Here is an 11,205-nt window from a genome sequence, read left to right as displayed (position 1 = left end):
TCAGTGCTCTCTTTTGGCTCAAATGAAAGATCAACACAACCTAGAATGGGAGGACATCAGTGATCTCCCTCAATTCGTTGAAGGGAGGACGTCAGCTGACCCATGCCAGCGGGAAGCTTCTGGTGGGCACCTGGCAACGGTAGAATGTTTGACGATGAAGCTGTGGTTGTGGGCGGCTCTCCCGCCACTGAGTGCTGAGCAAAACGGAGTTGTTGAGATGGCCAAGTTGTTGTTGGGGGATCAAGCCTTTGAGGTCGAGCTGCTGACGGATGTGCCCACCAATTGGCCGGGAATTAAAGTCATGTCTAAGGGGGCCAAGCTGGACATTCCAGCGGGAACTGTGGTGAAGGTGGAGGCCGAGGATGACCACATAGCCGGCTCCTATAAGGTGGTCTATCGTTTGGCGCCTGCCTATCCCCGCAGCTGGCGGCTACTCCTGGAGCGGGAGAGCGTCGCCACGGCGCCTCAGGTGGCATCGGCCCCAGAACCAGAGGTTGCTCAGGCCAGCAGCTCAGAAGGAGGGCTGCCGAATAGCGATAAAATCTTCGCCATCAAGGTATCCGGCCTCGTGGGAGGAGGTGTGCGCAGAAGTGTTGTCGAGTACAAAGTGCCCTTCAGCCGCCTTTCCCAAGAAGTGAAACGGATCACCCAAATGGGAGGCAAGATCGTCAGCATTGCCGAGTCCAATCTGCTAAGCACCCTTGAGTAGCGGGCGGCTTCCTGGGAGGTTCTGGGTTCTTTCAGGCCACCCGTCCAGGCCGTTCTGGTTCAAACAATTTCAACGAGGGATCCCTGTAGAAAGCATGCGGCGATTTCTCCCCTATCCCCAACTTGAGGATGGGGTGGTAGGCTGGCGTTGGTTTTGCCGTTGCCTGGAAGGCTGCCTTTTCCTGCTGTCCTGGGGGTGGGCTTTGGGTAGGAAAAGGCGTTCCGGCGAGGGCTGAGCTTTTGCAATTGGGAGTGGGGAGTGAGGCCATGACATCTCGACGACAGCCGACGCGCTTGGGAGGGTCGATGCCCCAAGGCCATGCAGGCTTTGGGTCAGCAAGGGGATCCCAGCCGTACCCCTCGCCCACTCCACGACAAAGCTTTTCCTCTTCCTCTCGACGTCCGCTGGCCAAGTCTCGACCGAGGTTACTCCCCTTCTTAAGCTTGCTGGTGATCCTGCTGGGATTTGGGGCTGGGGCCCTGGTGGCCTGGGCAACTGCTCATCCCGACTGGGTCAGCCGCCTGCCGGGGCTCTCGCCACCTCTAGCGGAGATCCCTGCCCCCCGCGCCCACGCTAAAGCGGCTCAACAGCGCTTGCCCATCTCCTTAGAGACCCAACTGGAGCGGGATCCCTTTGCTTTGGATCCCTTGGCCAGCCTTTCTTATGTGCCCGCCATCATGTATCACGATGTGGTGGCTGGCCGCAAGCAGGTCTGGTTCGACACTACGGCGGCGGAGCTGCGGCAACACTTTGAGGCCATTAAGCAGGCGGGGTTGACCCCCATCCACATCGACCAACTGTACAAACACCTGCGGGACGGGGATCCCTTGCCCGAAAAAGCCATTTTGCTCACTTTTGACGACGCCTACTTGGGCCTGTACGAGAACGCCTACCCCCTTTTGAAGGAGTACAACTACCCCGCCACCTACTTTGTGCAAACCGGCTTTGTCGGCGTGCCCACCAGCAAGGATCACTTCACCTGGGATCAAATGCGGGAGATGGATGCCAGCGGGCTGATCGACTTTGCCGCCCACACCGTCAACCATCCTCCTGATCTGCGGGTGCTAGACGATGCCCGTCTGCGGCGGGAAGTGTTCGACTGCAAGACCAAGCTGGAGCAGGAGCTGGGCCACCCCATCCACTACTTCGCCTATCCCGAAGGCAACCGGGACGAGCGGGTGAAGCAATACCTGGCCGATGCCGGTTACCGGATGTCTTTTACGATGGATCCCGGTTTTACAGGACAATCGCCCAACTTGCTGGAGGTGCGGCGCTTTAACCAGTTTCGCATCACCGAGGCCATCATTGGCGCCCGCACCTTTAGCCTCAGCCGCAGCCTCGACTACTGGCTGGATGTGACGCAGCCTCTGGCTCTGACCGACGAGATCATTGACGGGGTGCGGGTGCTCACCATCCGCGGCGGACGGGCAGCCACAGTGCACGCAGAACGGCGCTACGAAGTCAGGACGTTGGTCCAGCGCTACCAGGCCGATGCCGGCATCAATGGCAGCTTTTTCTCCATCCCTTGGATCAACTCTGCCAGCAACGTCATGGTGGGGCCGGCGATGGCTGCCAACCACAAGACCTTCATCCCCGGTCGCCCCGAAGATGACCAGGCAATCCGCGGCCGGCCGCTGGTGCTGCTGGGCAGGGATCGCCTCCGCTTTGTGCCCTTTGATCCCGACACCATGACCCACTTGGAGAACATCCGCCAGTTGATGCCGGATGTCACGGATCTGTTTGTGGCCGGTCTATGGCTGGTTAAGGATGGCCATGCCCTCTCTCCGGCGGAGATCAACTCGTTCCGCCTTGCCAGCGCTGCTGAGTTTCGCCCCAGGGCTTTCTTTGGGGTAGATGACCAGGAGCGGGTGGTGATCGGAGTTACCAAAACCCACGTCAACGCCGCCATCCTGGCCAGTCTGCTGCCCAAAACCGGGATCCGGGAAGCCGTGCTGCTGGACTCTGGCTTTAGCACCTCCCTGGTCTACCAAGGGGAGATCCTCGCCACCGGCCATGCCGGTCCCAACCAGCCCAGCCGTCCTGTGCCCCATGCCATCTTGCTCTACGACCTGACTCGCCTTTGGCGGGAGGATCCCCTTCCCGAGGCCAAGGCTGGCTCTGAGGGAGATCAGCTGGAAGGGCTAGTGCAACTTTTGCCAGCTAGCGACCAAGATGCAGCCAAAGCCCAGCTAGAGAGCGTCTTGGCCAGCCAACGCACTTTGAGGCGGGGGGATCGGGGGGCAGCGGTGGTAGCTGTGCAACTGGGGTTGAGCCACCTGGCCACTCAGCAGGGACGGCTGGATCTACTCCCTTCGGGCCCTGATGGGGTGTATGGTCAAGAGCTGGCCCAGGCAATGGCGGAATTGGTGCTAAAAGAGCCCAGCGATGGGTCAGAACCTGTTGCTGAGGGATCCCTTCCTCAAGCCACCCCCACCCCCCTGGTGGCCGGAACGGCGACAGCCCGCCAAGGGGTGGACATCATCGATGCTCAACTGCTGCGGCGTCTGCTGGAGCGCGTTAACTTGGCCTCTCCCTCGGTACTGGTGGATACGCGCTTGGAACGGTCAGCCTTGCTCCTAGAGCGCAAGCCGGAGCGTAAGCTGCTGCCCAGCGCTTCTGTCCAACCCCACACCGGTGCTCCCAGCCCGACCTCCGGGTTAAGTCGGTAATCTGCGATACAGCCATTCCGCAACAGAGGGTCTATCCTGGCCGAAGAAGTCCGGCTTGCCTCTAGCCCTGGGGGCTAAGTTTGCTGTTTACCCTGCCGGTGGTGCTTAGGAGAGGTGTGCCGAGGGAGGTCATGACATCTGCTGCTGAAGGGGGGCCGAGAACCCTGGGGCGACCTGGGTAATGGAGAAGCGGATTCTCGGCAACCCGGCTGATCCCCTGCGGTCGGCTGCCCAGCTCGAGCCGGGCATGTGGGTACGGCTGTTGTATCCTCCTTCTGTTAAGGGGAGGCTGGGGATCGTCCTCACCCGTGAAAACCGCGACCGCTGGCTGGTGACTCTGGCCGGTGAGGGAGAAGAGGTGGTCCTGTCCCTGGCGGCACGGGAACTGGTACCCCTTGGCTGAGGTTGTCAAGGATATCTTGGCGAGGGCTGGTTCTGTTATCCTGCTCTCAATGCGGTTTTTCAGGTCGCTGCTCTATGGTTGCTGCTCTGGCCTTCAACCCTTCCTCGGATCCCCCTCGATCGCTTCTGCCCGAGGAGATCACCTGGCTGGGCAGCCTCAGCTACAACGAACAGGGCCTGATCCCGGCCATTGTGCAGGACTACCTGGATGGGACGGTGCTGATGGTGGCCTGGATGAACCGGGAATCGCTGCAAAAAACCCTGGAAACAGGCCGCACCTGGTTTTGGAGCCGCTCGCGGCAGGCGTTGTGGCCCAAGGGGGAAACTTCTGGCCATGTGCAGTGGGTCAAGCAAATCCGCTACGACTGCGACGGCGACGCGCTGGTGATCTTGGTGGAGCAGGTGGGGGATGCGGCTTGCCACACGGGGGCGCGGAGCTGTTTCTTTCGCCCTTTGCAAGGGGATCCCCTTCCAGCAGCCGATACCCTGTCGCAGGTGTTTGCCGTGGTCAAGGCCCGCCAGGCGGATCCCCGTCCCGATTCCTACACCAGCAGCTTGCTAGCCAAGGGGGAAAATGCCATTTTGAAGAAACTTGGCGAGGAGACGGCTGAGGTGGTGATGGCGGCTAAGGATCAAGACCGCGTGGCTTTGGCCCGTGAGATGGCCGACCTCTGGTACCACTGCCTCGTGGCCCTTGCTCACTATCAGGTAGATGTTAGGGATGTCTATCGCCAGCTCCAAGCCCGCCGTTCCGCCAAGTGAAAGGGCCATGTCCCCCGAAGGCGGTGCTCCCGCAGATCCCTCTCCGTCCTCTTGGGATCCCTCCCTGGACAAAGCCCACCTGGATTTACAAGCCGCGCGCTGTGGCCAAGTGGATCTGGAAACCGATCGGGAGACCTTGGCCCGTTACCTGAGAGGCCATGCCCAGTGGATCCAGCGGTGCTTCAGGCCATTGCAGGTGGAAGCTTTGTCTGCCGAGACTTACAGGTTGCAGTTTTTCCGCATGGGCGGCCTTGGGTTTGAGCTGGAGCCCAGTTTTGGGGTGAGGATCTGGCCGGATGAAGATTACCGGTTTCGCCTGACCTCGATTGAGTTGCCCGGCGATGAGGGAATGCCTTACCGGGTTAACTGCCAAGCCGATTTCCGGCTGGAGGAGCTACAGGGATCCCTGAAAGACCTGCCCACAACTCGTGTTCACTGGTCTCTTCATCTGGAGATTGGGCTGGCTTTGCCCAGGTTTTTGCAGGTTCTGCCCCGCAAGTTGGTTTATCGGGTGGCCCATCAAGTGGTGCAGCAGGTAACCCGGGGTATGAGTGACCGCCTCACCCACAATGTGTGCAGCGATTTCTATCGCTCTATTGGGTGTCCCGATCACCCCTATCGCTTAATTGCAGTGGAAGACAAAGCGTGATATCTTAGGCGCCAAGTAAGTTGCCGGTCAGCTTTCGAGTAGTGCTCCGGCAACCGGCGATGGAGTTCGCCGCAACCGCCTCACTTGGAATTTTTCTATAGAGGAAGAGGGTTCTAACCTCAAAAGCTGAGGCTGATGACTCCTACACTTCTGGGCAAGTCCAGGGGGTAGGGGTCTTTGGCTTTGTTTGAGGCCCCACCCTGCGGACGCGATGGTGCTCCCGCTCCTGACGCGGATGGCTTTTTCTCCCTGGGCTGCCCTTCAACACCCTGACGACAAGGAGATGAGGATCTGGTGATGCTGGGCAGTTGGCTGTGGATCTTGGTGATGGGCTTTTTTGTCGGCCAAATCGTGGGTCGGTTGGGGATGCCCCCTCTGTTGGGGATGATCCTCGTAGGGATCCTGCTGGGAGAGGTCTTGTCTCCCGAGGTGCTGGCAGCGGCAGGGGATCTGCGGCTGGTGGCGGTGATGATCATTTTGATGAAGGCGGGCCTGGGGCTGGATCGGGAGAAGCTGGTCCAGCAAGGGTCTGTAGCCCTGCGGCTGGGTTTTTTGCCGGCCGCCTGTGAGGCGGTGGCAGTGGCCCTGTTGAGCACTGGGATCCTGGGGTTAGACTGGCCTACCGGTTTGCTGCTGGGCTGTGTGATCGGGGCAGAGTCGCCGGCTGTGATCGTGCCGGGGATGTTGCGCCTCAAGAGTTTGGGCTGGGGAGTAACCAAAGGGATCCCGGATGCCATTTTGACCGGCAGCGCCCTTTCCGACGTACTGCTGTTGTTGGGGTTTAGCCTGCTGCTCAGCTTTTTGGGCCAAGGATCCGCCGCGAGCGTTCGCTTGGGAAGCCTGGAGCTGTCGCCGCTGCAGTGGCTGCCGTTCCAGGTGGTGATGGAGATCCTGCTGGGCGTGGCTGTAGGCTACCTGGGGGCGCGGGTTCTGGTGTCGCTGCTAACCCAACAAAACTGGACCCGCAACAGCGTCCAGGAAGCGCTGCTGGCTGCCTGTATGGCCCTGGGGCTGGTGCTGGCACCGCAGGTGTGGCCCTATTTTTCCGGCTATTTGGCGGTGATGGCCCTGGGGTTCTTTCTAATTGAGCTGGATGCCCCCTTGGCGCGGCGGCTGCGAGGTGGGTTCGATGCCCTCTGGACGGTGGCGGAGATCGTGTTGTTTGTGCTGTTGGGAGCGTCGCTGGATCTGGGGGTGCTGGGATCCGTGTTCTGGCCGGGCTTGCTGCTCTTAACCCTGAGCCTGCTGCTGGGGCGGGGCTTAGGTTGGTGGCTTTCCACTCTGGGAAGCAATTGGAACGGGCGGGAGCGGCTGTTTTTGCTACCGGGCAACATGGCCAAGGCGACGGTGCAGGCGGCTATTGGTGGGATCCCTTTGGCCCAAGGGATCCCCGGTGGGGAGATCATTTTGGCTTTGGCGGCTCTGTCGATTTTGGTCACGGCCCCCCTGGGTGCTTGGCTGACCCAGGTGTGTGCTCCCCGGCTTTTGGAAAAAGGAGAGGTGGATCCCACCAAGGTAGGCAGCCAGGGCAAGGTGAGCTTTTTGGCAGCGGTGGACACCTCCCCTTTGGCCGAAGCCGTGCTGCGCAAGGTGGCCGATTTGGCGCGGCGGGTGGATGGGGAAGTGATTGTGTTGCATGTTACCGATGAGCCGCAGGGGAAAGGGGTAGAACTGTTGCGGCAACTCACCCAGCGTCTTTTGGCGGATATTCGCCACCAGTTCTGCCTGGCTTCCGGGCCCTTGGCGGAGACCATTGTAACCCTAGCTCAGGAGCGGCAGGTAACCGACATCGTCATGGGCAAGCGGGGCCACCGCGGCTGGGAACAAGTGCTAGTGGGATCCACCTCCCAAGCCGTTCTGGAGACCAGCTCTATTCCTGTAATTCTGGTCGAATCTCCTCAAGGAAGTCCTGGGCAGGTCATTAGCCGACCAAAGTAGGGGTTATTTAGCTCTCCGAGGTATCCACCGGTTTTCGGCCAGGGTGAAGCACCTTTTTTCTTTCTTGGTAGGGCAACAACTGGGATCCTCGGGGCCATGGGCAAGCATATCTAAGCAGACCTCAGCCTTTCCTCCAGAGTCACGGGCAACTGAAACATTGTTAACTACAACCCCATCGCCGAGGTACACAGGCTCCAGGGGCGTAGGTTTTTTGCTGCCGCCCAACAGCCCAGATAAGGTTGTCCAGAAAGCATTCCCTCCTGTATTACTTAATGCAATCGCCACTACATCCTGAAGCCCATCGTTGTTAAGATCGGCAGGCGCTAGCTTTTCGAGGCTTACTCTTAGGAACCCTTCTTCGAGAGGGCTAGAGCCTCTCTGATACTGGCCATTTTGAAAACGAACTCGCTCAATATTTTCGGGTAAAGCAAATATGAGATACTCAGCGTTTAAGAATGCCTGCTGAGCAATAGCTATTGAAATCGGACAGATACCCAAGAGAAAACAGGCTAGCTTAAAAAGCACTCTTTTAGCGGCCATTGCTTCTCTCCTCTTACCAGAAGGACAGGGGAAGCTCGATTCTGTTCGAGGCAAACAAAGGAGAACAAGACCTGCTCAGCTCTAGGTTCTCCTGGGCCGGCAGTTGCTCCCGGCTAGATGAAGACTCTTCTGAAGCTCTCTTTGCCCTTACTCTTTTATCTATGGATTCTAGCCATGGACGTAACGAGCTGCTGCTGTTGATGCTTGTACTGAATCTATGGAGCCGGACATGATCCCTTCTGCCTGGCGCTTTATCCTCCTTCTGGGGATCGTCAGCTTGTGTGCCGATGCCACCTACGAAGGAGCCCGCAGCATTTCTGGAGCTTTTTTGGGATCCCTAGGAGCCAGCGGCACAGTGGTGGGCTTGGTGGCAGGCGGGGGAGAGCTGCTGGCCTATGGCTTGCGCTTGGGAGTGGGGTATTGGAGCGACCGGCTGGGCAGGGATCCCGCGCACCGCAGTCGGGGTCACTGGCGGCTCACCACCTTGGGCTATGTCATCAACACGGCGGTGATCCCGGCTTTGGCCTGGGCGGGCAGTTGGCCTTGGGCTGCTTTGCTGTTGCTGGCCGAGCGGACGGGCAAAGGGATCCGCACCCCGCCGCGGGACGTGTTGCTCTCCCATGCAGCCTTGCAGGTGGGTCGGGGCTTGGGGTTTGGCCTGCACGAGACCCTAGATCAGATTGGGGCGGTGGGGGGGCCGCTGTTGGTGGCGGCAGTTCTGAAAGTCGGCTATGGCTTCCGGGGTGGGTTTTTGGCCTTGGGGATCCCGGCAGCGGTGGGGCTGGCGGCTTTGGGGCTAGCGCAATGGCTGTATCCCAGTCCGCGCGACTTTGAGCCGGAGCCGGAGATGACTCCAGCAAAAGGCTTGCCCAAAGTTTTCTGGCTGTATCTTTTGGCAGCAGCCTGTGTGGCTATGGGGTTTGCGGATTTTCCCCTCATTGCCCTGCATCTGCAACAACAGTCAGGGAGCGATGGGGCAGGGATCCCTTTGCTCTATGCCCTGGCCATGGGGGTGGATGCCCTAGCAGCCCTGGGCTGTGGCTGGCTGTTCGACCGCGTGGGGCTGTGGAGCTTGCTGGGAGCGGTGGCGGTATCGGCTGGATTTGCGCCGCTGGCCTTTTCCGGTACCTATGCTCTGACGGTGCTGGGCATGGTGCTCTGGGGCATTGGCTTGGGGGCCCAAGAATCCATCATGAAGGCGGCGGTGGCCGGTATGGTAGCTCCCGAGACGAGGGGCTTTGCCTTTGGCCTGTTTACCAGTGTCTATGGATTGGCTTGGTTTGTGGGCAGCGCCCTGATGGGGGTGCTTTACGATTTCTCCCTGACTGGCTTAGTGCTCTTTTCGGTAGTCACTCAAGGGCTGGGGGCGGCTATCCTGCTGGCTCTAGTGTCCAGGAGGCAGGCCGAGGTGGGCTGATGAAAAGCCCCTGCACCAGATTACGGTGCAGCTCTTCGGGGGTTTCGTTTGTGCTAGTGGTGAGGAGCACCATCCCCTCAGGTTTTGGGCCACCTCCAGGAGCTTTTGTCAGAACCCGATTTTCAGAACTGATCCTTCATACCGCGCAGCCGGGCAAAAACCCGCACCGGATCCTGAGCTCCGGTGGCTGCCTGCAAAGCCGGCTGATCCCAACGCAAGAAGGGATTGGTGCGGCGTTCCTCGCCCATAGTGCTGGGTACTGTTGGGGATCCCGATTGGCGCAGGGCAGCCACCTGCTGATAACGCGCCTGCAGGTCGGGGTTGTCTCCATCCACTGTCAGGGCAAACCTGAGATTGTTCAAGGTGTATTCGTGGGCACACCACACCCGTGTGGCTTCCGGCAACTGCCGCAGTTGATCCAGGGATCCCACCATCTGCTCCGGCGTGCCTTCAAACAGCCGCCCGCATCCCCCGGCAAACAGGGTATCGCCACAGAAGAGATCCCCACTCTCGGAAAAGTAGTAGGCAATATGGCCGCGGGTATGGCCGGGCACAAACAGCACCTTTGCTAGCCGACCCGCAAACTCCACTGTTTCCCCTGCCTTGAGCTCCACCGTCTGGCCAGGGATCCGCCCCCGATCCACCTGGCTGCCATAGACTCTGGCACGGGGATAGCGCTCCAAAAGCTGTCGGTTGCCCCCCACGTGGTCGTGGTGGTGGTGGGTGTTGAAAATGGCCACCAACTCCGCCCCCAGCTCGGCCAGCTTTTCCAACACGGGCTCAGCCACTGCCGGATCCACCACGGCTGCTGTTGCAGTGTCGGGATTGTGGAGCAGGTAGATGTAGTTATCGCGCAGGGCAGGCAACTGGAGAACGCGCATGGCTCGGCTAACTCTCAAAAATGGCCTGTTCTACGTCTTGCCGGCTGAGGGAATAGGGAAAAGATAAAGTTTTCGTGTTGCCGTCTGGGTAGGTGTATCGCACCCAAATGCTGGTTTCTTCCAGGCGCAAAATGGCTTTCCAGCCAGGCCGTTCGCAAAACCACTGCTCCACATCCTGCGGATCGCGGGTGCAGCCCTGATCCTCCAGCCAGCGTTCGATGGTGTGGAGCGGGTGATTGTACAGGGGCGTGGTTGCAGGAGGCAAAGGCATGGCGAGATTCAAGAAAAGCAATCAAACCCTAGAGTCAACGGGCTATGTTCATTCAAGCACTCCTGATCCAGAATCCGAAAACTCGATCCCAATGTCCTACCGAAGAGGGCAGGAAATGCTCGCAGAATCAGCTTGCCCCACTCTCTCGCAGCCAGGCGAGGACACCTGCCAGTAGCAAACACACGACTAGGGTGGATCCCATCAGCAGCAGGGCACACAGCTCGCCAGCCGAAAGTGGGCGGGTTTCCATACGCAGCTCTAGAGAATCGGCACCAAGGGATCCCGGCATGCCCAGAGATCCCGTGTTGGCGGTCACCGCCCGTAAGCTGGCATCGTAGATGGCCCGTTTCGCCGGGTTGCTAAGGACAAGGTAGGCCTCCTGCAACTCTTGGAAGCAGCGAATGGCCACTTCCGGAGCCAGGGGAGAAGTATCGGGATGGTAGCGCTTGCTCAATTGCCGGTAGGCCCGCCGGATGGCCTCAGGAGATGCCCCTGGAGACAGACCCAGCCGTTGGTAGTAGGTGAGGGAAGTCAAGGAGCGCATGCAACCTATGGAGGAGCAAGACTACAGGGGCAGCAAAACCGCTTTCAGGGGAGCACAGCTCTAGTCCAGTGTAATCACTCGCGCAGACACCAGGATCCCTGCAGCAAGCCTCTATTCTTCCTCATCCTCTTCAGACTTAGCTTTGGGATAGTAGAAACCGGTGTTGCGACCGCTGAGAATGGCGCGCCCAATGGTCATGGCTCGCTGGGCCTGGAGCTTAGCTTTGCCCAGCCAGACGGCGTAGCGCCTGCGACTGCGGGCTTTAGAAGTTTTCTTCTTAGGAACAGGCATGGCTTCGCACAAAAACACAGCCTTACTAGGCTAGCATTGAGGCTGCGCTGCCGATCCCAGCTTTATTCAGGCAAGTAGCCTATCAGTGGTTGACCAAAAGGCGCGGCAAGCCCCGTCCTTCAGGGCAGGGAA

At 59.5% G+C, this 11,205-nt stretch carries 12 protein-coding genes and 1 riboswitch; of the genes, 7 read left to right on the top strand and 5 right to left on the bottom strand.

The window, feature by feature from the left end:
• Positions 1 to 217 precede the first annotated feature (217 nt).
• The 6 genes from NW843_RS08095 (at position 218) to NW843_RS08070 (ending at position 7,129) form a co-directional block, all read left to right on the top strand.
• Positions 218 to 709, top strand: coding sequence for a phycobilisome linker polypeptide (locus NW843_RS08095; protein WP_071818135.1), 492 nt, complete (start codon positions 218 to 220; stop codon positions 707 to 709).
• Between the two features lie 266 nt (positions 710 to 975).
• On the top strand, positions 976 to 3,378 hold the full coding sequence (locus tag NW843_RS08090; RefSeq protein WP_414522632.1) for a polysaccharide deacetylase family protein: 2,403 nt from the start codon (positions 976 to 978) through the stop codon (positions 3,376 to 3,378).
• A 181-nt stretch (positions 3,379 to 3,559) separates the two neighbouring features.
• A complete protein-coding gene (locus NW843_RS08085) occupies positions 3,560 to 3,781 on the top strand; it encodes a hypothetical protein (protein WP_414522631.1) in 222 nt (73 codons plus the stop codon).
• 74 nt (positions 3,782 to 3,855) lie between these two features.
• Positions 3,856 to 4,542 carry a bifunctional phosphoribosyl-AMP cyclohydrolase/phosphoribosyl-ATP diphosphatase HisIE gene (hisIE, locus tag NW843_RS08080; RefSeq protein ID WP_414522630.1) on the top strand — a complete coding sequence of 229 codons (687 nt, stop codon included), beginning with the start codon at positions 3,856 to 3,858 and terminating at the stop codon, positions 4,540 to 4,542.
• A gap of 7 nt (positions 4,543 to 4,549) precedes the next feature.
• Positions 4,550 to 5,191, top strand: a complete 642-nt coding sequence (locus tag NW843_RS08075) for a DUF1997 domain-containing protein (protein WP_414342153.1) — start codon at positions 4,550 to 4,552, stop codon at positions 5,189 to 5,191.
• A gap of 46 nt (positions 5,192 to 5,237) precedes the next feature.
• A riboswitch (Fluoride riboswitch) is annotated at positions 5,238 to 5,343 on the top strand.
• Between the two features lie 145 nt (positions 5,344 to 5,488).
• On the top strand, positions 5,489 to 7,129 hold the full coding sequence (locus NW843_RS08070) for a cation:proton antiporter (protein ID WP_414522629.1): 1,641 nt from the start codon (positions 5,489 to 5,491) through the stop codon (positions 7,127 to 7,129).
• 3 nt (positions 7,130 to 7,132) lie between these two features.
• On the opposite strand, the gene NW843_RS08065 is transcribed toward NW843_RS08070, so the two are convergent.
• The gene (locus NW843_RS08065) at positions 7,133 to 7,669 is read right to left on the bottom strand and encodes a hypothetical protein (RefSeq protein ID WP_414382525.1); all 537 of its coding nucleotides are present in this window, start codon (positions 7,667 to 7,669) and stop codon (positions 7,133 to 7,135) included.
• 229 nt (positions 7,670 to 7,898) lie between these two features.
• On the opposite strand from NW843_RS08065, the gene NW843_RS08060 reads away from it, so the two are divergent.
• Positions 7,899 to 9,086 carry an MFS transporter gene (locus tag NW843_RS08060; RefSeq protein WP_414522628.1) on the top strand — a complete coding sequence of 396 codons (1,188 nt, stop codon included), beginning with the start codon at positions 7,899 to 7,901 and terminating at the stop codon, positions 9,084 to 9,086.
• A gap of 122 nt (positions 9,087 to 9,208) precedes the next feature.
• On the opposite strand, the gene gloB is transcribed toward NW843_RS08060, so the two are convergent.
• From gloB to NW843_RS08040, 4 genes are all read right to left on the bottom strand, one after another.
• Complete coding sequence (gene gloB / locus NW843_RS08055) at positions 9,209 to 9,967, bottom strand: hydroxyacylglutathione hydrolase (protein ID WP_414522627.1); 759 nt, start codon at positions 9,965 to 9,967, stop codon at positions 9,209 to 9,211.
• Positions 9,968 to 9,974: 7 nt separating this feature from the next.
• Positions 9,975 to 10,238, bottom strand: coding sequence for a DUF3143 domain-containing protein (locus NW843_RS08050; RefSeq protein ID WP_011431822.1), 264 nt, complete (start codon positions 10,236 to 10,238; stop codon positions 9,975 to 9,977).
• Positions 10,239 to 10,365: 127 nt separating this feature from the next.
• Positions 10,366 to 10,782: a J domain-containing protein gene (locus NW843_RS08045; RefSeq protein ID WP_414351179.1), complete on the bottom strand. Its 417-nt coding sequence runs from the start codon at positions 10,780 to 10,782 to the stop codon at positions 10,366 to 10,368.
• A 111-nt stretch (positions 10,783 to 10,893) separates the two neighbouring features.
• A complete protein-coding gene (locus NW843_RS08040) occupies positions 10,894 to 11,073 on the bottom strand; it encodes a 50S ribosomal protein L32 (RefSeq protein WP_011431820.1) in 180 nt (59 codons plus the stop codon).
• Positions 11,074 to 11,205 lie beyond the last annotated feature (132 nt).

The organism is Synechococcus sp. R5-12 (assembly GCF_047502655.1).
Lineage (GTDB): Bacteria > Cyanobacteriota > Cyanobacteriia > Thermostichales > Thermostichaceae > Thermostichus.
Note: the sequence above shows the minus strand (reverse complement) of the source record. Positions and strands in the feature narration are given on the sequence as shown.

Coding starts and splice junctions, on each gene's coding strand:
- NW843_RS08095 (WP_071818135.1), top strand. CDS start 218: ATGGCCAAGTTGTTGTTGGGGGATCAAGCCTTTGAGGTCGAGCTGCTG.
- NW843_RS08090 (WP_414522632.1), top strand. CDS start 976: ATGACATCTCGACGACAGCCGACGCGCTTGGGAGGGTCGATGCCCCAA.
- NW843_RS08085 (WP_414522631.1), top strand. CDS start 3,560: ATGGAGAAGCGGATTCTCGGCAACCCGGCTGATCCCCTGCGGTCGGCT.
- hisIE (WP_414522630.1), top strand. CDS start 3,856: ATGGTTGCTGCTCTGGCCTTCAACCCTTCCTCGGATCCCCCTCGATCG.
- NW843_RS08075 (WP_414342153.1), top strand. CDS start 4,550: ATGTCCCCCGAAGGCGGTGCTCCCGCAGATCCCTCTCCGTCCTCTTGG.
- NW843_RS08070 (WP_414522629.1), top strand. CDS start 5,489: ATGCTGGGCAGTTGGCTGTGGATCTTGGTGATGGGCTTTTTTGTCGGC.
- NW843_RS08065 (WP_414382525.1), bottom strand. CDS start 7,669: ATGGCCGCTAAAAGAGTGCTTTTTAAGCTAGCCTGTTTTCTCTTGGGT.
- NW843_RS08060 (WP_414522628.1), top strand. CDS start 7,899: ATGATCCCTTCTGCCTGGCGCTTTATCCTCCTTCTGGGGATCGTCAGC.
- gloB (WP_414522627.1), bottom strand. CDS start 9,967: ATGCGCGTTCTCCAGTTGCCTGCCCTGCGCGATAACTACATCTACCTG.
- NW843_RS08050 (WP_011431822.1), bottom strand. CDS start 10,238: ATGCCTTTGCCTCCTGCAACCACGCCCCTGTACAATCACCCGCTCCAC.
- NW843_RS08045 (WP_414351179.1), bottom strand. CDS start 10,782: ATGCGCTCCTTGACTTCCCTCACCTACTACCAACGGCTGGGTCTGTCT.
- NW843_RS08040 (WP_011431820.1), bottom strand. CDS start 11,073: ATGCCTGTTCCTAAGAAGAAAACTTCTAAAGCCCGCAGTCGCAGGCGC.